The sequence below is a fragment of the Caballeronia sp. Lep1P3 genome (assembly GCF_022879595.1).
Classification (GTDB): Bacteria; Pseudomonadota; Gammaproteobacteria; order Burkholderiales; family Burkholderiaceae; genus Caballeronia.
In genome coordinates this window covers 2,956,863-2,980,467 of sequence record NZ_CP084265.1, presented here as the reverse complement: position 1 = coordinate 2,980,467, position 23,605 = coordinate 2,956,863, and the positions used below count along the sequence as shown (strand labels likewise).

General features: G+C 65.5%; 24 protein-coding genes. 5 read left to right on the top strand and 19 right to left on the bottom strand.

Annotated features, from left to right (window positions below):
* From LDZ27_RS14005 to LDZ27_RS13990, 4 genes are all read right to left on the bottom strand, one after another.
* A complete protein-coding gene (locus tag LDZ27_RS14005; protein ID WP_244814658.1) occupies nucleotides 1-912 on the bottom strand; it encodes a carbohydrate kinase in 912 nt (303 codons plus the stop codon).
* Between the two features lie 5 nt (nucleotides 913-917).
* Nucleotides 918-2,186, bottom strand: a complete 1,269-nt coding sequence (locus tag LDZ27_RS14000) for an AGE family epimerase/isomerase (RefSeq protein ID WP_244814657.1) — start codon at nucleotides 2,184-2,186, stop codon at nucleotides 918-920.
* Nucleotides 2,183-3,202 carry a LacI family DNA-binding transcriptional regulator gene (locus LDZ27_RS13995; protein WP_244814656.1) on the bottom strand — a complete coding sequence of 340 codons (1,020 nt, stop codon included), beginning with the start codon at nucleotides 3,200-3,202 and terminating at the stop codon, nucleotides 2,183-2,185. Before LDZ27_RS13995 ends, LDZ27_RS14000 begins: the two co-directional genes overlap by 4 nt.
* Before the next feature lie 425 nt (nucleotides 3,203-3,627).
* On the bottom strand, nucleotides 3,628-4,647 hold the full coding sequence (locus tag LDZ27_RS13990; protein WP_244814655.1) for a bile acid:sodium symporter family protein: 1,020 nt from the start codon (nucleotides 4,645-4,647) through the stop codon (nucleotides 3,628-3,630).
* 469 nt (nucleotides 4,648-5,116) lie between these two features.
* On the opposite strand from LDZ27_RS13990, the gene LDZ27_RS13985 reads away from it, so the two are divergent.
* Both LDZ27_RS13985 and LDZ27_RS13980 read left to right on the top strand, forming a co-directional pair.
* Nucleotides 5,117-5,485, top strand: coding sequence for a hypothetical protein (locus LDZ27_RS13985; protein WP_244814654.1), 369 nt, complete (start codon nucleotides 5,117-5,119; stop codon nucleotides 5,483-5,485).
* 475 nt (nucleotides 5,486-5,960) lie between these two features.
* Entirely contained in the window at nucleotides 5,961-7,067 is a 1,107-nt protein-coding gene (locus LDZ27_RS13980; RefSeq protein WP_244814653.1) for a porin, read from the top strand.
* A gap of 74 nt (nucleotides 7,068-7,141) precedes the next feature.
* Here the strand turns inward: LDZ27_RS13980 and LDZ27_RS13975 are convergent, their stop codons facing one another.
* Nucleotides 7,142-8,104 (bottom strand): nitronate monooxygenase family protein, encoded by a 963-nt coding sequence (locus LDZ27_RS13975; protein ID WP_244814652.1) that lies wholly within the window; start codon nucleotides 8,102-8,104, stop codon nucleotides 7,142-7,144.
* 244 nt (nucleotides 8,105-8,348) lie between these two features.
* Here LDZ27_RS13975 and LDZ27_RS13970 point away from each other — a divergent pair, with 244 nt between their 5' ends.
* A complete protein-coding gene (locus LDZ27_RS13970; protein ID WP_244816153.1) occupies nucleotides 8,349-9,239 on the top strand; it encodes an alpha/beta fold hydrolase in 891 nt (296 codons plus the stop codon).
* Between the two features lie 174 nt (nucleotides 9,240-9,413).
* Here the strand turns inward: LDZ27_RS13970 and LDZ27_RS13965 are convergent, their stop codons facing one another.
* From LDZ27_RS13965 to LDZ27_RS13940, 6 genes are read right to left on the bottom strand one after another with little or no spacing between them, the layout of a single operon-like run.
* Complete coding sequence (locus LDZ27_RS13965) at nucleotides 9,414-10,325, bottom strand: MBL fold metallo-hydrolase (RefSeq protein ID WP_244814651.1); 912 nt, start codon at nucleotides 10,323-10,325, stop codon at nucleotides 9,414-9,416.
* A complete protein-coding gene (locus LDZ27_RS13960) occupies nucleotides 10,322-10,867 on the bottom strand; it encodes a DUF1289 domain-containing protein (RefSeq protein ID WP_244816152.1) in 546 nt (181 codons plus the stop codon). Before LDZ27_RS13960 ends, LDZ27_RS13965 begins: the two co-directional genes overlap by 4 nt.
* Nucleotides 10,868-10,905: 38 nt before the next feature.
* Nucleotides 10,906-11,415 carry a YbaK/EbsC family protein gene (locus tag LDZ27_RS13955; protein WP_244814650.1) on the bottom strand — a complete coding sequence of 170 codons (510 nt, stop codon included), beginning with the start codon at nucleotides 11,413-11,415 and terminating at the stop codon, nucleotides 10,906-10,908.
* A 14-nt stretch (nucleotides 11,416-11,429) separates the two neighbouring features.
* Entirely contained in the window at nucleotides 11,430-12,350 is a 921-nt protein-coding gene (locus LDZ27_RS13950) for a hydroxymethylglutaryl-CoA lyase (RefSeq protein ID WP_244814649.1), read from the bottom strand.
* A 26-nt stretch (nucleotides 12,351-12,376) separates the two neighbouring features.
* On the bottom strand, nucleotides 12,377-13,318 hold the full coding sequence (locus LDZ27_RS13945; RefSeq protein WP_244814648.1) for a glyoxylate/hydroxypyruvate reductase A: 942 nt from the start codon (nucleotides 13,316-13,318) through the stop codon (nucleotides 12,377-12,379).
* A 5-nt stretch (nucleotides 13,319-13,323) separates the two neighbouring features.
* Complete coding sequence (locus LDZ27_RS13940; protein WP_244814647.1) at nucleotides 13,324-13,806, bottom strand: VOC family protein; 483 nt, start codon at nucleotides 13,804-13,806, stop codon at nucleotides 13,324-13,326.
* A 150-nt stretch (nucleotides 13,807-13,956) separates the two neighbouring features.
* Here LDZ27_RS13940 and LDZ27_RS13935 point away from each other — a divergent pair, with 150 nt between their 5' ends.
* Complete coding sequence (locus LDZ27_RS13935; RefSeq protein WP_244814646.1) at nucleotides 13,957-14,601, top strand: alpha/beta hydrolase; 645 nt, start codon at nucleotides 13,957-13,959, stop codon at nucleotides 14,599-14,601.
* A gap of 96 nt (nucleotides 14,602-14,697) precedes the next feature.
* Entirely contained in the window at nucleotides 14,698-15,705 is a 1,008-nt protein-coding gene (locus tag LDZ27_RS13930; protein WP_244814645.1) for a sulfate ABC transporter substrate-binding protein, read from the top strand.
* Between the two features lie 46 nt (nucleotides 15,706-15,751).
* Here the strand turns inward: LDZ27_RS13930 and bioB are convergent, their stop codons facing one another.
* The 8 genes from bioB to LDZ27_RS13890 all read right to left on the bottom strand — a co-directional run bounded on the left by bioB (nucleotide 15,752) and on the right by LDZ27_RS13890 (nucleotide 23,594).
* Nucleotides 15,752-16,789: a biotin synthase BioB gene (gene bioB / locus LDZ27_RS13925; RefSeq protein ID WP_244814644.1), complete on the bottom strand. Its 1,038-nt coding sequence runs from the start codon at nucleotides 16,787-16,789 to the stop codon at nucleotides 15,752-15,754.
* 6 nt (nucleotides 16,790-16,795) lie between these two features.
* Nucleotides 16,796-17,497, bottom strand: a complete 702-nt coding sequence (gene bioD, locus LDZ27_RS13920; protein WP_244814643.1) for a dethiobiotin synthase — start codon at nucleotides 17,495-17,497, stop codon at nucleotides 16,796-16,798.
* The gene (gene bioF / locus LDZ27_RS13915) at nucleotides 17,494-18,684 is read right to left on the bottom strand and encodes an 8-amino-7-oxononanoate synthase (protein ID WP_244814642.1); all 1,191 of its coding nucleotides are present in this window, start codon (nucleotides 18,682-18,684) and stop codon (nucleotides 17,494-17,496) included. The genes bioD and bioF overlap by 4 nt, the downstream gene beginning before the upstream one ends.
* Entirely contained in the window at nucleotides 18,681-19,988 is a 1,308-nt protein-coding gene (locus LDZ27_RS13910; RefSeq protein WP_244814641.1) for an adenosylmethionine--8-amino-7-oxononanoate transaminase, read from the bottom strand. Before LDZ27_RS13910 ends, bioF begins: the two co-directional genes overlap by 4 nt.
* A 296-nt stretch (nucleotides 19,989-20,284) precedes the next feature.
* Complete coding sequence (locus tag LDZ27_RS13905; protein ID WP_244814640.1) at nucleotides 20,285-21,529, bottom strand: dienelactone hydrolase family protein; 1,245 nt, start codon at nucleotides 21,527-21,529, stop codon at nucleotides 20,285-20,287.
* 333 nt (nucleotides 21,530-21,862) lie between these two features.
* Nucleotides 21,863-22,282: a YchJ family protein gene (locus tag LDZ27_RS13900; RefSeq protein WP_244814639.1), complete on the bottom strand. Its 420-nt coding sequence runs from the start codon at nucleotides 22,280-22,282 to the stop codon at nucleotides 21,863-21,865.
* Nucleotides 22,279-22,887 carry a glutathione S-transferase family protein gene (locus LDZ27_RS13895; protein WP_244814638.1) on the bottom strand — a complete coding sequence of 203 codons (609 nt, stop codon included), beginning with the start codon at nucleotides 22,885-22,887 and terminating at the stop codon, nucleotides 22,279-22,281. The genes LDZ27_RS13900 and LDZ27_RS13895 overlap by 4 nt, the downstream gene beginning before the upstream one ends.
* A gap of 29 nt (nucleotides 22,888-22,916) precedes the next feature.
* Nucleotides 22,917-23,594, bottom strand: coding sequence for an SDR family oxidoreductase (locus LDZ27_RS13890; protein WP_244814637.1), 678 nt, complete (start codon nucleotides 23,592-23,594; stop codon nucleotides 22,917-22,919).
* Between the last annotated feature and the right edge of the window lie 11 nt (nucleotides 23,595-23,605).

Sequence of the window (23,605 nt, the reverse complement as noted above, 5' to 3'; positions counted from 1 at the left end):
TCAGCGAAGCAATTCCTCGACCTCTTCGAGCGAAGGCGAATGCGCGCCCGAATGACGGCACGCCGCAGCGCCCGCCGCGAGCGCGAACTTCAGGTGCTCCGGCCAGCCACCGTGTCGCGCCATCAGGCTGTAGAGCAGCCCGCCGATGGACGCATCGCCCGCGCCAACCGTATCGGCCACGTCCACGGCCGGCGGACGCGCGCTGTATGTTTCGTCGCCGGCATGAAGCGACGCTTCCGACGAGCCGCGCGTGACGAGCACGGTGGCCTGCGGGTTCATCGCGCGAATCTGCGCGAGCGCGTCTTGTTCAGAAACGCCGCGAAACAGCATGTGCAGGTCTTCGTCGGACACCTTGATGAGATCCGCGAGGCCCGCCATCTTGCGCAGGATCGGCTCGTAGCCGTGTTCCATCAGATTGCGATAGTTCGGATCGAAGCTGATCTTGACGCCGTGTTCGCGCAACTGCGCGGCGAGCGCGGCGAGCGTTGCGCCGAGCGGCTGGCGCACGAGGCTGATGCAGCCGAAGTGCGCCCACTTCACGCGCTCCATCCAGCCTTGCGGCAGCTTCGACGGATCGAAGGCCAGGTCCGCGCCGTTCTCGCCCATGAAGTAGTAGGTCGGCGGCTGCGTCTTGTGGACGATGGCAAGCAGCGGCGGGCGTTGCACGCGCTGCATGAAGCGCATGTCGAGCCCCGCCGAAGCGCTCGCTTCCCAGAGATCGTCGGAGAAGTTGTCGGTTCCGAGCGATCCCGCGCAGGCGGTCGGCAGGCCGAGCCGCGCGACCGCGCGCGCGACGTTCCAGCCCGCGCCGCCCGGGCGCGAGAGCCAGTTCGACTCGCCGGTGCGGATCATATCCGTGAGGATGTCGCCGGCGGAGACGAATTGCGGGAAAGAAGTGTGGTCCGTTGCCATTGTGCTTACCGTGAGTTGTGCGACGGCGCGAGCGCGTTCAGCACTTCGTAGCACGCGCCCATCGTGTGATAGTCGGTTTTGCCTGCGGGACTTTTCTCGTCGCCGTACTTGCGGTTGTCGCACGTCAGGATGCGATACCACGCGCCATATTCGTGATCGACGAAGTGCGCCCAGCTATAGCGCCAGAGTTCGTCGTAGCAATCCCAGAAGCGCTCGCTGCCCGTGCGCGCGCCGAGCAGCGCCGCCGCCGCGAGGCTTTCGGCCTGCACCCAGGAATACTTGTCGTGGTCGCAGATGCTGTCGTCCGGGCCGAAGCCGTAGTAGAGGCCCCCATGCCGGTAGTCCCACGCGCGGCAAAACGCGGCGTCGAACAGTTCGATGGCGCGCGGCGCGAGCCACGGCAACGCGCGATGACGTTCGAGTATCAGCAGCAGCTTCGCCCATTCGGTCTGATGCCCCGGCTGAAAGCCCCACGGCCGGAAGATGTTCGAACTGTCCGACTCGTTGTAATGCCAGTCGACCGACCAGTCCGGACGAAAGTGCTCCCACACGAGCCCGTTCGAGAGCCGCGCCTGCCGCAGCGTGATGTTGCCCGCGATCTTCTCCGCGCGATCCAGATAGATGACGTGGCCCGTCGCCTCGAAAGCCGCGAGCAGCGCTTCGGTGGCGTGCATGTTGGCGTTCTGCCCGCGATAGGAGGAAAGCTGCCAGTCGGCCGTGGCTTCGTCGGCGTAGAGCCCGGCTTGCGCGTCCCAGAAGCGGCGTTCCATCAACGCGAACGTTTCGTCGATCATCGGCCTGGCTTCGTCGATGCCGGCCATCGCCGCATGCGCGCACGCCAGCAGCACGAAGGCCATGCCGTAGCAATGGCGCGTGCCGTCGAGCGTGCGCTTCGCGCCGTCGCGCCATTCGATTTCCCAGTCGTAGCCTTCGTGTTCGGCGTCCCAGTGAGCGTCGCGCAGGAATTCGAAGGCGTGGCGGGCGTCGTCAAGATAGCCGGCGTCGCCGAAGTGGCGATACGCCATCGCGTAATTGAAGACGAAGCGCGTGCTGCTCACGAGGTGGCGCGTCGTGCGGTCGTAGACGGTGCCGTCGTCCTTGAAGAAATGGAAGAAGCCGCCGGAAGGATCGCGCGCGATCGGCGCGTAAAAGGCGAGCGTGTCGCGAACGTGCGACAGGAGGAAGTCGCGGCTGCGAAAGTCGATCGCCCGGTCCGTGCTGGCCGGCGCGGAAGGGGCTTCGCTCACGGCGGCGGGTGAGGCGGTCATGTTCATGGCGTGCGGATTTCCTCTTTCGTGCCCGAACTCGCGCGAGCGATGAACTCCACGCTCATCAGCGAATCGGCCTGGCCTTGCGGATTCGAGGAATCGTCGAGCAGCAACTCGACGCCTCGTCGCCCGAGCGCTTCCTTGTCCACCGCGACCGTCGAAAGCGGCGGCGTGCTATGCGCGGCGGCGGGGATGTCGTCGAAACCGACGAACGCGATGTCTTCCGGCACACGCAAGCCGTGCGCGAGGCAGACGCGCATCGCAGCGAGAGCCGCTGCATCGTTATAGGCGAAAACCGCGTCCGGCAACGGATGCGATTGCGCGCGGGCATCGGCGATCAGGCGCTGCATGGCGTCGGCGGCGGCGACGTCAGCCGGCAGCCCGGCTTGCGCCGTGACTTCGAGCGTGGGATCGAAGAGCAGGCCCGCATCGAAATACGCCTTGCGATAGCCGAGCGCGCGCTGCGCGATGCTGTGATGCGCGAGCGACCCGCCGATGAACGCGACGCGCCGCCTGCCCGTTGCGAACAGATGCCGCATCGCAAGCGCCGCGCCCTTCGCGTTGTCCACGTTGACGGAGCGAAAGCCGGGCGCGCGCAGATCGATGAGGACGAGCGGCCGCGCGAGCGCCTGCAGATGCGCGAGCAGTTCCGGCTCGACGAAGCCCGCGACCGCGATGGCGTCGGGCGCATGCAGCCGCATTTGCTGCGCCAGGTCGTGCGTCGGCCCGGCCGTGAGCACCGAAGGCACGAGACGCCGCTCGCGGCACGCCTCTTCGAAGCCGTTCAGCACCTGTGAGAAAAACGGGCTGACGGTGAAATTGTTGTGCTGCCGATGCAGCAGGAAGGTCACGCGGCGAATGCGCGTGCGCAATTGCGCCGAGTCGTAGCCGAGCCGCTGCGCGACTTCGACGACTCGCGCGCGCGTGGCTTCCGACAACCCCGGCTGATTCTTGAGCGCCCGCGAAACCGTCCCGATCGAGACGCTGGCCGCGCGGGCGACATCGCGGATGGTGGTGGGCATCGTGGTCTCCGTTGCTGTGCGCGCGGGCGTGGCCCGCAGCGTCGTTCGGCGCGATTGTATAGTAAAACGCCGTGAAACCGCGCTGAGAGGGCATAGGAGAAAACCAGTAAGCCATCGTGTTGAAAGGTTTGTTGCTGGACGTTTTCCGTTTAGTAAAACGTCCAAAACAACGCCGTGCCGACGTCGTCAGTGAGGCGAGCGGCGACATGGTGAAGAGCTTCGCAGGGCGGCGGCGTCATCGCCAGTCGGCCAAACGGCATAGGCGAAAACGCCGGACATGCCGCCGCCAACTGCCACGCCTTCTTGCCAACAGGCAGGCTGATTTGCCTATGCCGTTCGGCAGAGTCGACGGCATCCAATCCGTGCGCTCAAATGCAAAAAAGGCCGCGCGGGGCGGCCTTCTTCGGAGGGAAGCGATGAGGATGTCAGCGGCGGGCGGGAGCCGCCATGTTCTTGGCGTCGCGCGCGGGTTCGGCCATGGTCTTGCGCGCGCCCCATCGCTGGGCCAGTACCGCGCAGACCATCAACTGGATTTGATGGAAAAGCATCAGCGGCAGCACGACTGCGCCGACTGCGTGCGAAGCGAAGATCACTTTGGCCATCGGAATGCCCGACGCGAGACTCTTCTTCGAGCCGCAGAAGATGATGGTGATCTGGTCGGCGCGGCTGAAGCCCAGCCGCTTCGCGCCGAACGCGGTGATGAACAGCGCCACCGCGAGCAGCAGGGCGCTTACGGCGACGAGGCCGGCGAGCGCGGAAAGCGGAATCGAATGCCAGATGCCTTCGTTGACCGCTTCGCTGAACGCGACATACACGACGAGCAGAATCGAGCCTTGATCCACGAACTTGAGCACCGGCTTGTGCCGGTCCACCCATTTGCCGATGGCCGGCCGCAGCAATTGCCCCGCGATGAACGGCACGAGCAGTTGCAGCACGATATTGCCGACGGTCTGCCAAGGCGAGCCGGTCGTCGCGCCGTGATTGCTGATGAGCGCGCCGACGAGCGCCGGCGTGATGAAGATGCCGAGCAGACTCGACGCCGACGCGCTGCACACGGCGGCCGGCACGTTGCCCTTGGCCATCGAGGTGAAGGCGATCGACGACTGAACGGTCGACGGCAGCGTGCAGAGGAACAGGATGCCGGTGTAGAGCGCGGGCGTCACGAGCGGGCTCAGCAGAGGCCTGAGCGCGATGGCCAGGACCGGAAACATCGCGAAGGTGCTCAGCAGCACCACGAGGTGCAGGCGCCAGTGCGTCGCCCCGGCAACGATGGCTTCGCGCGAGAGCTTTGCGCCGTGCAGGAAGAACAGCAGCCCGATCGCGACGTTGGTGACCCAGTTGAACGCGACCGCCACGCCGCCGCGACACGGCAGAAAGCTCGCGATGATGACGGTGCCGACGAGCGCCAGCGTGAAGTTGTCGGGCAGAAATTTAGGCCGTGCCATTGATGAGATCTCGCACTCGCGCTGCCGGCGGCGCCATCGGAGGCATGCCCAGCGTTGCGTCAGGGAAAACCATGATTTTCCTCTGCCGCCGATTGAATTGGCAAATTCATTTCTTCGATCGATTGATACCCTTCGCGCATTAAAGCGGCCGACGCGCGCATCGAATCGAGCAACATTCGGGCCGCGACCGCGATGCCGAATGCGGTTAGTGCCAGCGTGCCGATCAGGATGGCGAAGTGAAAAAACTCTGACGTAACATGGTGTTACAACCATCGAGCGGGCCTAACACTTTTTGACTCGACGGCTTTCACCAACGCAAATAAATTGACGATTGCGCCGACCGGCGGGGTCGCGCATCGCCCGATTGCGCCCCGCACGCTCCAACCACGGTTGGCGTCCGCTTCGCCGAATCCGTCTTCCGGTCGCGCGTCGCGGAGACGTTTCGCGTTGGAGGCAGGTCGTATCGACAATGGCGCTCACTGGCATTCGCAAAACATCTCGGCTTCTCGCTTCCGCCGCACTTGCTGCGCTCGCGGTCGGGGGTTCGCTCGCGCTTGCGGGACCGCGCGTCGAGTGGCTGTCGCCGGCCGTTTTCGCCGATTCCCCCGCGAGCCGTCAGTCGCTGCATTACACGCCGGTCGCGGCAAAAGACGGCCTCACGCCCGTCAGCGCGGAAATGCGCCCGGTGCCGCGCGCGGATCAGGCCGCGCAATTCCACGGCGCGGGATCGATCCGGGCCGACATCACGCGGTACAACGAAGAGCGCAGCTTGCCGCGTCCGCAGGGCCGTCCTTCTGAAGACGGCCGCGCGCCCGCAACGTCCAACTTCCGCAACTAAAAGCGCGGCTTGCAGCGGCAATTAACGAAAAATAAATAGCGCGTCCAGCGCGCTTGTCGCGGTGACGTAATCTCGCCACAGTGACGCGTCACTTTTCCTGTCAGACATTCCCCTCTCTTTTGCGCGCAAGGACAATGCGGCCTTCAGGTCATTGCGCGTTCCCAGCGTTTTCAGACTCCTTTCATCGCGTGGACAGGCGCGCCGGTGCACGCGCTCCGGCGCGGCGGCGCGCGCCGTCCGTGCGTGCGGCACGAACGCGGTGAAGCGTCGCCACCGGCGATTACGCACGGAGTATCCCAACCGCTATACCCGCAATAACGACAACTATTTTTGACCGGATAAATGGTCCGTAAAGATGGTGCCGCTCCGCACGCGATGCCTCTCGCCAAGAAGCCCATTACGCCGGTCTGACGAGGCGAGCGCAGCGTTCTTTGCCCGCCACGCTTTCAACTTTTGACAAACGACAGGAGAGTCCATGAAGCCAACCGTCAACCGTGCGCCGCAGAGAACGGTGAAAGCCGCGGTGAAGGCAACAGCCGTCGCCGCGATGATCGGCTTTTTCGCCGCGAGCGCCGCTCACGCGCAATCGAGCGTTTCGCTGTACGGCCAAGTCGACGAATGGGTCGGCGCGACGAAATTCCCCGGCGGCCAGCGCGCGTGGAACGTGAGCGGCGGCGGCATGTCCACGTCCTACTGGGGCTTGAAGGGCGCTGAAGACCTCGGCAACGGCTACAAGGCGATCTTCACGCTGGAGAGCTTCTTCCGCGCACAGAACGGCCAGTACGGGCGCTTCCAGGGCGACACGTTCTTCGCCCGCAACTCGTATGTCGGCGTTCAGGGGCCGATCGGCACCGTCACCGCGGGCCGCCTGACGACGCAACTCTTCGTCTCGACGATCCTCTTCAACCCGTTCGTCGATTCCTACGTCTTTTCGCCGATGGTCTATCACGTGTTCCTCGGCCAGGGCACGTTCCCGACGTACCGGACGGATCAGGGCGTGACGGGCGATTCCGGCTGGAACAACGCGGTTCAGTACACGACGCCGGACTTCAACGGCCTGTCCGCCAGCGCGATGTACGCGTTCGGCAACAACGCGGGCGATGGCCGCTCGAAGAAGTACAGCGCGCAGTTCCTGTATTTCCACGGCCCGTTCGCGGCGACCGGCGTCTATCAGTACGTGAATTTCAACAACGTGCCGGGCGACCTGCCGACGTCTAACGCCTTCGTCACCCCCGGCTTCAAGAGCCAGAGCGTCGGGCAACTGGGCGCGTCGTTCGATCTCAAGTACGTGAAGTTCTTCGCGCAGTACATGTATACGAAGAACGACATCGAGCCGACTTCATTCCACGTCAACACCGGGCAAGGCGGCGTGACCGTGCCGGTCGGCCCGGGCACCGTGATGGCCTCCTACGCGTACTCGCGCAGCAACGGCGGCTTCGATCAGACGCACAAGAGCTGGGCGCTGGGCTACGACTATCCGCTCTCCAAGCGCACCGATGTCTACGCGGCGTACCTGAACGACAAGTACACCGGCATGTCGTCGGGCGATACGTTCGGCGTCGGCATTCGCGCGAAGTTCTGAGCGCCACGGTCACGCCAAAACGAAAACACCGCGCCGAGTGCGCGGTGTTTTTTCATCTGCGGCGGCGCGGACCGTCAACGAATCGCGAGCCGCGCCTTCGTGTCCTCGTACTCGCGCTTGAGCCGCGCGACCAGTTCGGCGACGCTCGGCACGTCGTGCATCAGGCCGACGCCTTGTCCCGCGCCCCAGATGTCCTTCCACGCCTTCGCCTTGCTCGATCCATCGCCGAAATTCATCGCGGTCTTGTCGGACTCGGGCAGCGCGTCGGGGTCCAGCCCCGCGTTGACGATGCTCTGACGAATGTAATTCCCGTGCACGCCCGTGAAGAGATTCGTATAGATGATGTCGGCGGCGCTCGACTCGACGATGGCCTGCTTGTAGCTTTCGAGCGCATGCGCCTCGCGCGTCGCGATAAAGCGCGTGCCCATGTAGGCGAGGTCCGCGCCCATCGCTTGCGCGGCGAGAATCGAGCCGCCATTGGCAATCGAGCCTGACAGCACGATCGGACCGTCGAACATGCGCCGCACTTCGCCGACGAGCGCGAACGGCGAAGTCGTGCCCGCGTGCCCGCCCGCGCCCGCCGCGACGAGAATCAGGCCGTCGACGCCCGCTTCGAGCGCCTTTTGCGCGTGCCGCAGATTGATGACGTCGTGCAGCACGATTCCGCCATACGAATGAACCGCGTCGATCATCTTCCTGACCGGCGCGCGCAAGCTCGTGATGAAGATCGGCACTTCATGGTCGACGCACACGCGAATATCGTGTTCGAGCCGCGCGTTCGACTGATGCACGATCTGATTGACCGCGATCGGCCCGATGGTCGCGCCGGGGTTCGCCGCCTCGTGTTCCGCGAGCGACGCCTGAATCTGCGTGAGCCATTGGTCGAGCAGTTCGGCGGGACGCGCATTGAGCGCGGGAAACGATCCGACGATGCCCGCCTTGCACTGCGCGAGCACGAGTTCCGGATAGCTGACGATGAACATCGGCGAGCCGATGACGGGCAGCGCCAGATTCTGCAGGACTGCGGGAAGTGCCATGAATCGAGTCTCCTGATGATGTCTTTGTCGCGCTCGACGCGGCCTTCGTGAAGTGTCGCGCGAGACAAGCATGACGTGAGTGCACGCTTTGGAACGATCGTTCGATTATAGGCACGGCGCTTTCGGCGCGAACCGGGCAAATCCCGAGTGCTTCCTCGGTTTTGCCGCGAAACGCGCCTCGCGACGATGAGCATTCGAAGCGCCACGCCTACAATGACTCGCACCGCGACGACGAGAGCCCATGATGTCCTTCCGAGACTACGAGCCTTTTGCGATCGATGCGGCCGGCGTCCGCATCGCGGGCGTCAAGGGCGGCGACGGCCCGCCGCTGCTGCTCCTGCACGGTCATCCCCAGACGCACGAAATCTGGCACGCGTGCGCCGACGTTCTCGCGCGTCGCTTCACCGTCATCGCCACGGATCTGCGCGGCTACGGCGCGTCGTCGAAGCCGGAGAGCGACGAGCGCCACACGCCGTACTCGAAGCGCGCGATGGCCGCCGATCAAATCGCGGTCATGCGTCACTTCGGCTTCGGGCGGTTCCTCGTCTGCGCGCACGATCGCGGCGCGCGTGTCGCGCATCGCATGGCCGTGGATTTTCCCGACGCCGTCGACCGCCTGATGCTGCTCGACATCGCGCCGACGCTCGCCATGTACGAAGCCACGAATCGGGAATTCGCGACTGCGTACTTCCACTGGTTCCTGCTGATCCAGCCGTCGCCGCTCCCCGAGCTTCTGATCGGCGGCAATCCGAATGCGTACATCGACCGCGTGATGGGCAATCGCCACGCGGGGCTTGCGCCGTTCGCGCCGCATGCGCTGCAGGCGTATCGCGATGCGCTCGCGCAGCCGGGCGCGGTCTTCGCGATGTGCGAGGACTATCGCGCGTCCGCGAGCATCGATCTGGAGCACGACCGCGCCGATCTCGAACGCGGGCAGAGGATCGCGTGTCCGTTGCGCGTGCTGTGGGGCGAGAACGGCGTGATCGAGCGATGCTTCGATGCGCTCGCCGAATGGCGGCGCGTGGCGCGCGACGTGAGCGGCCGCGCCTTGCCGTGCGGCCATTACATTCCCGAAGAAGAGCCGCAGATGCTCATCGAAGAGATTCTCGCGTTCTTCGAGGCGAGCGCACCGTGACACGCGCCGGTCAGGTGAGCGTTACAGTTCTGTAGGGAAAGCACCGATGCAACGGTTGTATCGTCGGGTTAGGATAATTTCGACGTTGATCACGTCTATGTTCTGCCGCTTGCCGTAGCTGACAAGCGGCTTTCTTTTTGGGCGTCGCTTTTGCGTGTGGTCTTTGCACACGCCTCAAGCCGCCGATACCACGCCCGCGTTCACCTTCACCGCGCCGGCTTTCTCCAGTTCCCCGACGATCTTCTCCAGCAGCGCGCGGCGTTCGCGCGGCGGAGCGAGCACGCTCGCGGCGGCGCGCATCGCGCGGGCGGTCGCGGTCATCGCGAAGATCGCGTCGAAGCTCATGGCGCGCACTTCCATCAGCTTGAAGACGATCAACACCTTGAGCGCGTTCTTTGCGTTGCGCGCGGGATCGGCCTGCAAGTATTCGAGCCGCGACGACGCGACATCCAGCGCACGCGCGACATCGCTGAACGGCGCGCCGTGTCCGGGAATCACGAGATCGACGTCGAGCCGCGCGATCACCTCCAGCACCGCGCGCTCCTCCGCAAAGCCGCTTTCGCCTTCCAGTTCGGGAAAGATCACGCCGAAGCCGTTTTCCCAGAGCGCGTCGGCGCTGATGAGCACGCGGGCGTCGGCGCAATAGAGCATCAGCGAATGCGGATCGTGTCCCGGTGCGCCGAGCACGGACCACGGCAAGCCGCCGAGCGTGAGCGTCGCGCCGTGTTCGATGGTGCCCGTGAAGCCGAAGCGGTCGCAGCACTGGCCGGTGGCGTCGAACGTCAATGCGCGTTCGTTCCAGTCGCGCACGGCCTGCGCTTCGCCGGCGGGAATGAGCGTGTCGCACGCATACGTTTGCTGAAGCAGCGCGTTGCCGCCGCAATGGTCCGAATGCAGATGCGTGTTGACGATCAGGTCGAGCCTGCGCGCGCCGAGCTTTTGGCGCACGAGCGCGAGCGTCTGCGGCGCGTGCGAAACGTAGCCGGTATCGACGAACGCGGTGCCTTCGGCGCCCTCGAACAGCACGTTGTTCGACGAGAGCCAGCCGCGCTCGAAAACGGTCATCGATTGAGGAAGCGTCTTCATGCCGGCATCACGACGATGGTGGCCGTCGCCTTCATCACGGTTTCGCCGTGCTGGTTCACCGCGCCGCCTTCGAGCTTCGCGAGATCGCCGCCGAGACTCGGCTTCCACTTCGCTTCGATCACTTGCCAGCGCATCGTCAGCACGTCGTTCGCCTTCACCGCGCGCGTGAGCTTGATGCCGAATTCGAGGCCGAGCGGCTGCGCGTACCGCGCGAAGTGCGTCGCGATCATCGCCATCAGATGCGCGGTCGGCTGCGTGCCCGATGCGATCAGCGTTCCGAAGCGGCTTGCACGTGCGGTCGCGTCGTCGTGATGCAGCGGGTTCATGTCGTTGACGAGCGTCGCGAAATGCCGGATGGAGTCGGCGGGCAGCGCGAGCGTGGCGTCGAACGATTCGCCGATCACGACGATGCGCGCACCTTGTCGGCGGCTCGGAATGCGCGCGAGCACCGCGCGCTTTTCGTCGCCGTCATAGCCGGCCCACGCCGCGATCTCGTCGATGGTGCGCAGGCAGCCGTCGCAGAAGCCGGTTTGCGGATTCATCCGGCACACGTCGACGCAAGGCGAGGGCACGTTCGTCGTCATGGCGCCGGTTCGCGCAGCGCGACATCGACGACGGGTGCGCCGGTCAACTCGACCAGCTCGCGCGGCGACAGGTTGAACACCGCGTGCGGATGCCCCGCCGCGGCCCAAAGGCTATCGAGCGCGAGCAGGTCTTCGTCGATCAGCGTGACGGGTTGCGTCGCGTGTCCGATGGGGCAGACGCCGCCGATCGCATAGCCCGTTTTCTCGCGCACGAACTTCGCGTCCGCGCGCGCCAATGCGCCGACGCGCGCCGCGACTTTCGCTTCGTCGACGCGATTCGCGCCGCTCGCGATGACGAGCACCGGCGTGTCGTCGTCGCGCCGGCGAAAGAGAATCGACTTCGCGATCTGCGCGATGGAGCAGTCGAGGCCGGCCGCCGCTTCCGCTGATGTCTTGCCGGTCGCAGGCAGCATCACGACCGGATGCGGATGGCCGCGTTCCTTCAGCAACAGCGCGACGCGGCGCGCGGAATCGGGCAGCGCTTCGATGGGGGTGGCTTCGATCATGAAATGTCCTCGGGCTAGAAGCACGCTTCGCCGCTGCGCTGTTTCGCGAGCAGCGCGCGTCCGGCGCGCGATGCGCTCGCCTTGCCGATCGCGCGCGAAATGAAATCGCCGGTTTCGACGAGCTGATCGAGATCGACGCCGGTCTCGATGCCGAGGCCGTTCATCAGATAGACGACGTCTTCGGTCGCGACGTTGCCCGTCGCACCTTTCGCATACGGACAGCCGCCGAGCCCTGCCACCGACGCGTGAAAAATCTCGATGCCTTCCAGCAGCGCGCCATAGATGTTGCCGATGGCTTGCCCGTAGGTATCGTGGAAGTGGCCCGAAAGACGCTCGCGCGGAAACACCTTCGACGCCGCCGCGACCACTTCGCGCGTGCGTGCGGGCGTGGCGACGCCGATCGTATCGGCGATGTCGATTTCGTCGCAGCCGAGTGCCTTCATGCGCTCGACGACATCCACGACGGAGGCCACGCTCACGTCGCCCTGATACGGGCAGCCGAGCGCGCACGAGATGCTGCCGCGCAGACGCATGCCCGCGTCCTTCGCGGCGCGGGCGACCGGCTCGAAACGGGCGACGCTCTCCGCGATGCTGCAATTGATGTTCTTCTGCGAGAACGCCTCGCTCGCCGCGCCGAAGATCACGATCTCGTCGGCCTTCGCTTCGAGCGCGCCTTCGAAGCCGCGCATGTTCGGCGTGAGCACCGAGTAGAGCGTTCCCGGCCGGCGCTCGATGCCCGCCATCAGCGCGGCGGCGTCGGCCATTTGCGGCACCCATTTCGCCGATACGAACGACGTCGATTCCACATTGACGATGCCCGCGCGCGCGAGCCGGTTCACGAGCTCGATCTTGACTTCGGTGGGGACGAATTCCTTCTCGTTCTGCAGGCCGTCGCGGGGCGCGACCTCGACGATTTTCACTTTGGCGGGAAGCATGGTGTCTCCTTGTCTCGGTGATGCGTTCAGTAACCGCGCGCGATATCCACGATGCCGCTGATGGCTTCGCCGCGCGCGAGCGCCCTGATCTTCGCGGCGATCTGCACGACGCTCTCTTCGCGCAGCGTTTCGGCGGAAACGTGCGGCGTCACGCTGACGCGCGGATGCTGCCAGAACGGATGCGCCTGCGGCAGCGGCTCGGTGTGGAACACGTCGAGCATCGCGGCGGCGAGCTGTCCGCTATCGAGCGCCGCGATGAGATCGTCATCGACGAGATGCGCGCCGCGCGCGACGTTCACCAGATACGCGCCGTGCGCAAGCCTGCCGAATGTGCGCGCGTTCAGCACGCCTTCGGTGTCCGGCGTATGCGGCAGCAGGTTGATGAGCATTTTCGCGCCATCGAGGAACGCATCGAAACGTTCCGGACCCGCGTACACGTCGACGCCTTCGATCGTCTTCGGCGTGCGGCTGAACCCGCGCACCGGCACGCCGAGCGCAAGCAGGCCGCGCGCCACTTCGCCGCCCAGCACGCCGAGACCCAGCACGCCTACCGTGAAATCCCGGCGCGCGTGCTGCGTCAGCTTTTCCCAGCGGCCTTCGCGTTGCAGCGCTTCATATTCGTCGAGGCGGCGCATGTAGCGCAGCACCGCATAGCTCGCGTATTCGACCATCTGCCGCGCCATGCCGCTGTCTTCGAGGCGCACGAGCATCGCGTTTCGCGGCAGCGTGCCCGGCTCCTTGCGTTCGGCATCGAGAATCGCATCGACGCCCGCGCCGAGATTGAACACGGCCTTCAGATCCGGGCGATGCGCGAACAACTCGCGCGGCGCGCGCCAGACGACGGCGTAATCGGCGGGCGCGGTGTCGCCCGGTTCCCAGACGCGCACGTCGGCTTCCGGCAGCTCGCGCGCGAAATTGCGCAGCCACGCGCCGGTGTCCGTGTTCTTCTCGTAGAAGATGATCTTCATGCGGCTCATTTGGCGAAGAGCTGGCCGATGTCGTTGAACGCCTTGAATTCCAGCGCGTTGCCGCATGGATCGAGGAAGAACATGGTGGCCTGCTCGCCGACTTCGCCCTTGAAGCGCACATGCGGCTCGATGATGAACTTCGTGCCGACGCCCTGCAGACGCTCGGCGAGCGCGTGCCAGTCGCTCATGGAAAGCACGACGCCGAAGTGACGCACGGGAACGGCGTCGCCGTCCACGTCGTTCTTCGCGGCGGGACGCGCCTCGTCCGGCGACAGATGCGCGACGAGCTGATGGCCGAAGAAGTCGAAATCGACCCAGTCGGGCGAACTGCGGCCTTCCGGACAGCCGAGCAGTTCGCCGTAAAAGGCGCGGGCGAACTCGAGGCTCGTGACGGGAAACGCGAGATGAAACGGCTGCAGCGTGCGCTGCGTTCTGGAATGATCCGCGTGCTGGAAGCGGTCGGCGGATTCGTCGGGCAGATCGGACATACGGCCTCCGGTGAGGATGGTGCGGGCATATCGCCACATTCTACGGTGAGCATGACGCGGGCGCGCATATCGAAATGACGATTGAATCGTTCGCGCGCGGCGCGCATCACGCGAGAATGGCGCATGAATCCAACGCGGCGCGAGGCATGCATGAACGACATCGACTATCCATCGGGCAGGCCTGTGCTCGTCACCGTGCCGGGGCTGCACGGCAGCGAAGGCGCGCATTGGCAAAGCTGGCTCGAGCGGCAATACACGGAGTCGTCGCGCGTCGAACAGGCCGACTGGGACGCGCCGGATCTTGACACGTGGGCGAGCGCGGTGAGCGCACGGCTCGATGCGCTGCGCCGGCCCGTCGTGCTCGCGGCGCATAGCTTCGGCTGTTTCGCGGCCGCGCATGCGCTCCTGCGCGCGCAGGCGAACGCAAGCACGGGCACGGGCACCCACGCACGCATGCTCAAGCAAGTGGTCGGCGTGCTGTTCGTCGCGCCTGCAAGCCCGGACAAGTTTCGCCTCGCGGGACGTTTGGAGCCGGCGCGTCTTCGCGTACCGTCGATTCTCGTCGGCAGCGAGACCGATCCGTGGATGCCCGCGCATCAGGCACGCGATCTCGCGCAGCGTCTGGGCAGCGCGTTCGTGAATTTCGGCGATGCCGGGCACATCAACACGGCTGCGGGCTTCGGACCGTGGCCGCATGCGAAGTATCTCGTCGACACGCTCTCGCACCATGCAGCGCCCGCAGCGCCCGCGCGCGACACGGAAGACGCGTTCCTGCGCGAACATGCGTATGGCTGAATCGCACCGCGCGCGTCGGGCGCGTGAATGACATGCAATGGCCGCCTTCGCGCGGCCTTTCGCGTTTTTATCGCAACCGCTTTTTCGAGGAACAACATGGCGGCATACAAGAAGCTCGCGCTCGCCGCGTGCGCGGCGTTGAACATGACGGCGGGCGCGGCCCATGCGGACACGACCCTGCTCAACGTCTCCTATGACGTCACGCGCGAGCTGTACAAGGACATCGATGCAGCGTTCGTCTCCGACTACAAGAAGCGCACCGGCGAAACCGTGTCGGTGCGGCAGTCGCATGGGGCATCGAGCGCGCAGGCGTTATCGGTGATGCAGGGACTTCAGGCCGATGTCGTCACGATGAATCAGCCGAACGACATCGACCTTCTCGCGCAACGCGGCCAGCTCGTGCCCGCGAACTGGCGCACGCGCCTGCCGAACGGCAGCGCGCCGTACACCACGACGATGGTCTTTCTCGTGCGCCACGGCAACCCGAAGCACATCAACGACTGGAGCGATCTCGCGCGGCCCGGCGTGCAGGCGATCATCGCGAACCCGAAGACATCGGGCAATGGGCGCTACACGTATCTCGCCGCGTGGGGCTACAAGAAGCAGCAGGGCGCGACCGATGCGCAGGCGCAGGACTTCGAGAAAGCGATCTTCGCGAACGTGCCGGTGCTCGACACGGGCGGGCGCGGCGCGACGACGACGTTCACGCAGCGCGGAATCGGCGACGTGCTCGTCACGTTCGAGAACGAAGTCGGCCTGATCGAAGCCGGCGCGGGCGCGAAGGATTTCGACGCGGTGTATCCGTCATCGAGCCTGCTCGCGGAGCCGCCGGTCTCGATCGTCGACAAAGTGGTCGACAAGCGCGGCACGCGCAAGCAGGCGCAGGCGTATCTCGACTTTCTCTATGGACCAGCGGCGCAGGAGATCATCGCGCAGCATCACTTGCGCCCGCGCAACGCGGACGTGCTCGCGAAGCACGCGAGCGAGTTCAAGCCTTTGAAGACGTTCACGGTGGAACAGGTGTTCGGCAACTGGCAGAAAGCGCAGCAGACGCATTTCGCCGATGGCGGAACGTTCGATCAGGTGATCGCGGAGCGCAAGTAAGCGATCCGCGACGAGGCTCGCGCGCGCGAGCCTCCTCAGCGTGCGATTAATTCCCGCAGCCGCAAGCCGCTTCGCGTTTAGCCGTGTCCTGCGCCGCTTCCGCGCGCATGCCGAGCCGCTCGATCAGTTTGCGATCCGCTTCCGCTTGCGGATTGCTCGTCGTGAGCAACTGGTCGCCGTAGAAGATCGAGTTCGCGCCCGCCGCGAAGCACAGCGCCTGCAACGCCTCGTCCATCTGTTCGCGGCCTGCCGAAAGACGCACCATCGCCTTCGGCATCGTGATGCGCGCGACCGCGATCGTGCGGACGAACTCGAACGGATCGAGCGCCTCGGTGCCGGTGAGCGGCGTGCCCGCGACCTGCACGAGATTGTTGATCGGCACCGACTCCGGATACGGCTCCATGTTCGCGAGCTGCGAGATCAGCCCCGCGCGCTCGCGCCGCGATTCGCCCATGCCCACGATCCCGCCGCAGCACACGTTGATGCCCGCGTCGCGCACATGTTCGAGCGTGTCGAGCCGATCCTGATACGTGCGCGTCGAGATGATCTGGCCGTAGAACTCGGGCGACGTGTCGAGGTTATGGTTGTAGTAATCGAGGCCGGCATCGCGCAGGGATTGCGCCTGATGCGCCTCCAGCATGCCGAGCGTCACGCAGGTTTCGAGGCCCATCGCCTTCACGCCGCGAATCATGTCCTTGATCGGCTCGAGATGGCGATCCTTCGGATTGCGCCACGCCGCGCCCATGCAAAAGCGCGTCGCGCCGTTGGCCTTCGCGGTTTCGGCGGCCTTCAGCACGGCATCGACTTCCATCAGCTTGTCGGCCTTCACGCCTGTTTCGTGATGCACGGACTGCGGGCAATACGCGCAGTCTTCCTCGCAGCCGCCGGTCTTGATCGAGAGCAGCGTGGAAAGCTGCACCGCGTTCGGATCGAAGTGTTCGCGATGCACCGTCTGCGCGCGATAAAGCAGATCGTTGAACGGCAGTTCGTAGAGCGCGACGACATCCGCGACACGCCAGCGCGCGGGCGTCTGTGCATGAGCGTGAATGGATTGCGTGGTTTCCGCAGTGATGGTCTGCGTCATGTGAGTTCAGTCCTTGAGATGAAGCGTGTCGAGCAGAAGGCGCGCGTCGAGATGATCGGCGGCGCGCGCTGCATCGCGATGTGCGAGATGAGGAATGACGCCGAGAAGCGGCGCGTCGATGCGTTTCGTGAGCGTCGCGATGTTCTCGTCGGGATAGAGCATGTCCGGATCGACGCGATTGGCGACCCAGCCCGCGAGCCGCAGCCCGCGCGATGCAATCGCTTCGACGGTCAGAAGCGCATGGCTGATGCAGCCGAGCCGCACGCCGACGACGAGCACTACCGGCAAGCCGAGCGCGACGGCGAGATCGGCGGTGTCGTGCGCGTCGTCGAGCGGCACGCGAAAGCCGCCGACGCCTTCCACCACGACGATATCCGCGCGCGTCGATGCCACGCGATGCGCGTCCACGATGCGCCCGATATCGAGCGCGATGCCTTCGCGCGCCGCCGCGATGTGCGGCGCGATCGGCTCGCGCATCATGAACGGCGTGCGAATCTCGGGCGGCAGCGCGACGTTGGCGGCGGCGTCGAGCTGATCGGCGTCTTCGTTGTGAAGCGCGCCATCGCGGACGGCCGCGCCCGAGGCGATCGGCTTCATCGCGGCGGCGCGGAGGTTCGCGCGCGCGAAGCCGTGAAGCAGCGCGCACGAAACGAAGGTCTTGCCGATCTCCGTATCGGTGCCGGCAACGAAAAAGGATAGAGCGGTCATAGCGTGTTCAGAGCATGATCGAGCCGCGCGAGATCGTCCTCGTTATGCGCGGCGGAAAGCGAAATGCGCAAACGCGAGGTGCCTTGCGGAACCGTCGGCGGGCGAATCGCGGGCACCCAGAGACCGTGCTTGTCGAGGGCGGCGGCGATTTGCAGCGTTTCATCGTTGCCGCCGATGACGAGCGGCTGCACGGCGGTCTCCGAATCGACCGGAAGCCAGCGCGTGCGTTTCAACATCGCGCGCGTGGTGGCGATGAGCGAGCCGAGATGCGCGCGGCGCGCATCGCCTTCGTCGCTCGCGATGATCTTCAGGCTCGCGGACACCGCATGCGCGACCGCAGGCGGCGAGGCCGTCGTGAAGACATAGGGCCGCGCGCGCTGCACGAGCCATTCGATGACGCTCGCGTGCGCCGCGACGAACGCGCCCGCGACGCCCGCCGCCTTGCCGAGCGTGCCGACATAGACGAGATGCGGCGAGCGCAGCGCCAGGTGCGCGAGCGCGCCGCGTCCTTGCGGGCCGAGCACGCCGAAGCCGTGCGCGTCGTCGACGACGAGCCACGCGCCGTACTCTTCCGCCAGTTCGACGAGGCGCGCGAGCGGCGCGATGTCGCCGTCCATGCTGAACACGGTGTCGGTGACGATGAGCTTCGTCGCGGTTTCATCGCGCGATGCGTCGAGCATGGCGTCGAGCGCGGTCATGTCCGCGTGCGGATAAATCTGCGTCTGCGCGCGCGAAAGCCGCACGCCGTCGATCAGCGACGCATGATTCAGCGCGTCCGAAAACACGAGCGTGCCGCGCCCGGCAAGCGTCGACAGCACGGCGAGATTCGCCATGTAGCCGGTGCTGAAGTAGAGCGCGCGCGCATCGTCGACGAAGCCGCCCGCGAACGCGGCGAGGTCGTCCTCGACTTGCGCGTGCGCGCGCGAATGGCCGCCCAGCAAGTGCGAGCCGCCGCTGCCCGCGCCGTACAGCGACGCGCCTTCGGCCAGCGCCGCGCGGATCGCTTCGTGCGCGGCGAGTCCGAGATAGTCGTTGCTCGCGAAGCCGACGAGCTCGCGGCCATCGACCGTCATGTGCGCGGAATTCGCGCCGTCGATGATTCTGCGGCGACGGCGCAAGCCGCGTGCGTCGATATCGGCCAAGCCCTGATTCAGCGTGTCGAAAAGCGCCTGCGTTGTCCCGTTCATGCGACGCGCTCCGCAAGCGTGGCGTCGAGCGTTTCGCGCGTGCGTTGCGCGAGCAGCATGAGTTCGTCGTCGGTGAGGATGTACGGCGGCATCATGTAGACCGTCGCGCCGATGGGACGCATCAGCAGTTCGCGCTGCAACGCGTTCGCGAAAAAGCGGCGCGAGAACGTGCGGTCCTGAATGTCCACATCGAACGCGAAGATCGTGCCGCGCTCGCGCGGATTGCGCACGCGTTCATGTGCGAAAAGCGGCTGCAAGGCTTCGCGCAGCAACGCGGACTTGCGGCGGTTTTCGGCGAGCACGTTCGCGCTTTCGAAAAGGTCGAGCGTGGCGAGCGCGGCGCGGCACGCGAGCGGATTGCCCGTGTACGAATGCGAATGCAGAAAGCCGCGCGCGATGTCGTCGTCGTAGAAGGCGGCGTAGATGTCATCGCGCGAAAGCACGATGGAAAGCGGCAAATATCCGCCGCTGATGCCTTTCGAAAGACACAGGAGATCCGGCCACACGTCCGCCTGTTCGCACGCGAAGAAGGTGCCGGTGCGCCCGCAGCCGACCGCGATTTCGTCGGCGATCAGATGCACGCCGAACTCGTCGCAGAGCGCGCGCAGGCGCGCGAGATACGACGCGTCGTACATCGCCATGCCCGCCGCGCACTGCACGAGCGGCTCGACGATCACCGCGGCAAGCTGCGCCGCGCGTTGCTCGAAGAGCGCGCGCATCGCGGCGACGGCTTCATCGACGCCCGACGCGGCCGGCGACGCGACCACATGCGCGTGGCGAATCAGCGGATCGTAAGCGTCCTTGAAGAGCGCGACGTCCGTCACGCCGAGCGCGCCGATGGTCTCGCCGTGATAGCTGTTCGCAAGGCAGACGAACTCGCGCTTCTCGTCCTGGCCGCGATTGCGCCAGAAGTGAAAGCTCATCTTGAGCGCGATCTCGACCGCCGACGCGCCGTCCGATGCGAAGAACGCGTGGCCGAGCGTGCCGTGCGTCAGCGCGGAAAGACGCTCCGCGAGTTCGACGGCGGGCGCGTGCGTGCAGCCCGCGAGCATCGCGTGTTCGAGCGTCTCGAGCTGATCTTTCAGCGCGCGGTTGATGTCGGGATTCGCGTGGCCGAAGAGATTGACCCACCACGAACTGATGGCGTCGAGATAGCGGTCGCCCGCGGGATCGTAGAGCCACGCGCCCTTGCCGCGCGCGATGGGGACGAGCGGCATGCGCTCGTGGTGCTTCATCTGGGTGCACGGATGCCATACGGCGGCGAGCGAGCGCGCGACCCAGTCTTGATTGGCTTCTGTGTTCAAAACGGCTCCCAGGCCCGCATGCGGCGCGGGCCGGTACGTCGGGGCAGGCGCTGCGGCCTGCGCATTTGGAGAAAGCTGCGCGATGCTTTCGCGCGCTCCAATTATCCCGAAAACGAGCGGCGGCTTCCTTTTTCGGCGATGTTTTGGACGATGCATGCGCGCGCATCGGAAATGCGAAAACGCACTATCGCGCGCATCGTCGCTCTACGCGACGCCTAATCTTCCGATTCATGCCGCAAGATGCAAAACGCCGGCGCAAGAGGCCGGCGTTTTCGGGAGCGCGAAGCACGCGGGTTTTAGCGCGACGCGGTCTGCGTTTGCGCGGCGCTGTCGTTCCAGACGACGACATCGTCCACCGCGTAGAGCTTGCACGGATCGCTGCTCTGCTTCTGGCAGCCGGCAATGGCGACCGCCATCGGATCGTCGCCGCCTTCGGCCCACGACCACGCGCCCGAGTCCGACACGGCGAACGCGCGGCTCGAATACTGGTTCAGGAAATTGCGATACCCAGCGCGGCCGCTTTCATCGACGAACGGAACGGATTGCACGGAGTCGAGATTCGCGAAGTCGGTGGCTTGCGGCGCGCGCGGCTCGGCGACCTGATACTGCACGGCGGTCGGCATGCCGATCTGCGCGAGGAATGCCTTCACGCGCGGCCACCAGACCTGCACGCCGTCGCGGTCGCCGACGAGCCGGTGCGCGTCGTTCTTGTACGTGCCGAAATCCACCATGCTCGCGCGCGCGCCGTGCGCGACGAAGGCGCCGTACATCTGCGTCGAGAGATTGCCTTCCCAGACGGAATCGTTGTCGCCGTAGAGCCACAGCGACGGCAGGCGGACGTGCTCGCCATACGCGCCGAAGGCATCGACGAGATTCTTCTGCCAGCCCGCGCATTCGTCCTGACGCAAGCCGCCCGAGAAATTGATGAGGCCGCGCACGCCCGGCGCGCCGAGCGCATCGCGCGCGCCGTAGGCGATGGTCGTCAGCCCGCCGTGCGACGTGCCCGCCACGACGACATGCGTCTTGTCGACGTAAGGCTGCTCGCTCATGTATGCGACGGTGGCGGCGACATCGCGCGCCTGCGAGAAACCATTGGCCTCGACGTTGCAGCCCTGGCCAGCGTATTCGCCGCCCGAGCCCGCGAAGCCGCGCCGGTTCGGCACGACGACCACGTAGCCGTGACGCACGAACTCGCGTGCGAGCGCGACGGGCCGGTTGCGCGGCTGCGCGTGGGAATCGCCGGGGAGCTTGCCGTGATTGAAGACGATCATCGGGAACGGGCCCGCGCCGTCCGGCTTGAAGATGGTGGTCTGGAGCGCGATGTCGTCGTCGGGTATCTCGACGACCGTTTCGTTCAGGCCGTTCGCGACGACCGGCAAACGCGGGTCGAGCGCATCGGGAATCTGGCTGAAGACCGGCGCCGCGAGCCCTTCGGATTGACGAATGCCGCCGATCGGCTCGGCGCGCGCCGCGGACGTGACGAACGACGCCGCGAGCGAGCACACCATGCTGCATCCGACCAACCAGGTTCTGATCGCCATCCGTGGACTCCGACTGCGTCGATCAAGGCGTTGATGTGGCGCCGCACCAAAGCTGCCGTCGAAGTCACAAACCTGTCGCGCTGCTGACGATGAGCAGGATCGATTAATGGTTCCGGGAGCCGCGCCTTGCAAAGGCACGACGAATGTCTTCGGACAGACAAAAACGGGCGTCGCATTGAGCCGGGCGCGCAAATGACGGCGCGCTGGCGTAATGAGAGATTACCCGCTCAAAATTGCACTGCACAATAAAGGAAACCCCGTAACAGCTTAATCTGAAAGGAGAATTTCAGGAAATTAATACCGTCTCTTCGCTCTTTTCTGTTAAGCGGAGATTTACTTTTCCATCATGGTTCCGTCAATATAAATCCATCGGCCATTTTCGTTGCGCTTGAATCGGCTCGATTCGTGCAGCCGATGCGCGCGCCCGTTCACCTTGTATCGCGCGACGAATTCCACTTCCTCGCGATCCGCGTCGATGACCGAATGGCGTTTGATCTGCAGGCCGAGCCAGCGCGTCTGATCGACGGATGCGTCGAGATCGGGCGGGCAGGTTTGCGGGTCCCACGTCGCGCGCAGATACGCGGTGTCGCCGAGCACGTAGGCGGTGTAGCGCGAACGCATCAGTTCCATCGCATTGGCGGGCGATGCCCGGCCTTCGATGAACCGGCCGCAGCAGTCTTCGTAGCGCGGCGCGCGGGCGTTCGCGCGCTGCGCGGGCGATGCTCCGCCGCACGGACAGTCGAGCGGCGTCATGCATCGACTCCCGGCATCTCGACGTGACGCGGCTCCCCGCGCACGCGGTCCAGCCACGCGCGAACGGCCGGATAGCGCGCCAGATCGAGACCGGCTTCATCGGCGACATGCGTGTACGCGTAGAGCGCGATATCGGCCACCGTGTAGCGCTCGCCGACGAAGAACGTGCGCGCGGCGAGATGCTGCTCCATCACGTCGAGCGCGCGATACGAACCCGCGATTCGATCGGGCAGACGCGCATCGTCCGGTTGCTTCAGAAACTGGCGGATGAACCGCGCGACCGCGACATTCGGCTCGTGGCTGTATTGCTCGAAGAACATCCACTGCAGCACTTGCGCGCGTTCGAGGCGGTCTTCCGGCCAGAGCGCGGTGCCTTCGGCGAGATAGCAGAGGATGGCGTCGGATTCCGAGAGCGTCGTCGTCTCGTCGATGCACAGCACCGGCACCTTGCCGTTCGGATTGAGCTTGCGAAATGCATCGGTGCGCGTGGCGCCGTGCATCATGTCCACTTCATGCCAGACATACGGCAGTTGCAGTTGTTCGAGCGCGAGCCGCACCTTGTAGCAGTTGCCCGATGCCGCGACGCCATGCACGTGATAAGTCACTTCGGAAGCTCCCTTTTTGTCGATGACGCTCACCAGTCGAGCCGCGTGCCGTCGTACTGGATGAAGCGCCCGTTGTAGTCGTCGCGCATCTCGCCTGCCTCGGCGATGACCGCGCGCATGCCGGTCACGCTGCGCGCGACGTCGATGGCCGCCGACGGCCCGCCCATCTCCGTGCGAACCCAGCCGGGATGCAGCGCGACGCACGCCGATTGCCGCGATTCGATCGACGCCACCTTCAGCGCGCAATTGAGCGCCGCCTTGCTCGCGCGATACAGCCAGCCGGTCGCGCCGCTCGTCTCCGCGATGCTGCCCATCTTGCTCGACACGACGGCGAACACGCCATGCCCGGCATCGGTAAGCGGCAGCAATACGGGGATCAGTTGCATCGGGCCGCGCACGTTGGTGTGCATGACGTGATCGAAGTCGTCGGCGCTAATGGTTTCGACGCCTTCGGTGCGCGGGCCATACACGCCCGACACGATGACCGCCACGTCGAGCCGTTCTTCGTCGAGCTGCCACGCGAGCGCGGCGACCTGCTCGGGCTGCGTGACATCGAGCGAGAACGTCTGCGCGCCGAGCGCGTCGAGCGACGAGAGCGCGGCTTTGTCGCGCGCGGTGGCGAGTACGCGCCAGCCGTCGCGTGCGTACTGGCGCGCGAGTTCGTGGCCGATGCCGCGAGACGCGCCGATGATGAGGGCGGTTTTCATGGTCGTCCTTT

Bases quoted from the DNA above. Each gene is read 5' to 3' on its own strand.
- LDZ27_RS14005 (WP_244814658.1), bottom strand. From the start codon at position 912: ATGGCAACGGACCACACTTCTTTCCCGCAATTCGTCTCCGCCGGCGAC.
- LDZ27_RS14000 (WP_244814657.1), bottom strand. From the start codon at position 2,186: ATGAACATGACCGCCTCACCCGCCGCCGTGAGCGAAGCCCCTTCCGCG.
- LDZ27_RS13995 (WP_244814656.1), bottom strand. From the start codon at position 3,202: ATGCCCACCACCATCCGCGATGTCGCCCGCGCGGCCAGCGTCTCGATC.
- LDZ27_RS13990 (WP_244814655.1), bottom strand. From the start codon at position 4,647: ATGGCACGGCCTAAATTTCTGCCCGACAACTTCACGCTGGCGCTCGTC.
- LDZ27_RS13985 (WP_244814654.1), top strand. From the start codon at position 5,117: ATGGCGCTCACTGGCATTCGCAAAACATCTCGGCTTCTCGCTTCCGCC.
- LDZ27_RS13980 (WP_244814653.1), top strand. From the start codon at position 5,961: ATGAAGCCAACCGTCAACCGTGCGCCGCAGAGAACGGTGAAAGCCGCG.
- LDZ27_RS13975 (WP_244814652.1), bottom strand. From the start codon at position 8,104: ATGGCACTTCCCGCAGTCCTGCAGAATCTGGCGCTGCCCGTCATCGGC.
- LDZ27_RS13970 (WP_244816153.1), top strand. From the start codon at position 8,349: ATGTCCTTCCGAGACTACGAGCCTTTTGCGATCGATGCGGCCGGCGTC.
- LDZ27_RS13965 (WP_244814651.1), bottom strand. From the start codon at position 10,325: ATGAAGACGCTTCCTCAATCGATGACCGTTTTCGAGCGCGGCTGGCTC.
- LDZ27_RS13960 (WP_244816152.1), bottom strand. From the start codon at position 10,867: ATGAATCCGCAAACCGGCTTCTGCGACGGCTGCCTGCGCACCATCGAC.
- LDZ27_RS13955 (WP_244814650.1), bottom strand. From the start codon at position 11,415: ATGATCGAAGCCACCCCCATCGAAGCGCTGCCCGATTCCGCGCGCCGC.
- LDZ27_RS13950 (WP_244814649.1), bottom strand. From the start codon at position 12,350: ATGCTTCCCGCCAAAGTGAAAATCGTCGAGGTCGCGCCCCGCGACGGC.
- LDZ27_RS13945 (WP_244814648.1), bottom strand. From the start codon at position 13,318: ATGAAGATCATCTTCTACGAGAAGAACACGGACACCGGCGCGTGGCTG.
- LDZ27_RS13940 (WP_244814647.1), bottom strand. From the start codon at position 13,806: ATGTCCGATCTGCCCGACGAATCCGCCGACCGCTTCCAGCACGCGGAT.
- LDZ27_RS13935 (WP_244814646.1), top strand. From the start codon at position 13,957: ATGAACGACATCGACTATCCATCGGGCAGGCCTGTGCTCGTCACCGTG.
- LDZ27_RS13930 (WP_244814645.1), top strand. From the start codon at position 14,698: ATGGCGGCATACAAGAAGCTCGCGCTCGCCGCGTGCGCGGCGTTGAAC.
- bioB (WP_244814644.1), bottom strand. From the start codon at position 16,789: ATGACGCAGACCATCACTGCGGAAACCACGCAATCCATTCACGCTCAT.
- bioD (WP_244814643.1), bottom strand. From the start codon at position 17,497: ATGACCGCTCTATCCTTTTTCGTTGCCGGCACCGATACGGAGATCGGC.
- bioF (WP_244814642.1), bottom strand. From the start codon at position 18,684: ATGAACGGGACAACGCAGGCGCTTTTCGACACGCTGAATCAGGGCTTG.
- LDZ27_RS13905 (WP_244814640.1), bottom strand. From the start codon at position 21,529: ATGGCGATCAGAACCTGGTTGGTCGGATGCAGCATGGTGTGCTCGCTC.
- LDZ27_RS13900 (WP_244814639.1), bottom strand. From the start codon at position 22,282: ATGACGCCGCTCGACTGTCCGTGCGGCGGAGCATCGCCCGCGCAGCGC.
- LDZ27_RS13890 (WP_244814637.1), bottom strand. From the start codon at position 23,594: ATGAAAACCGCCCTCATCATCGGCGCGTCTCGCGGCATCGGCCACGAA.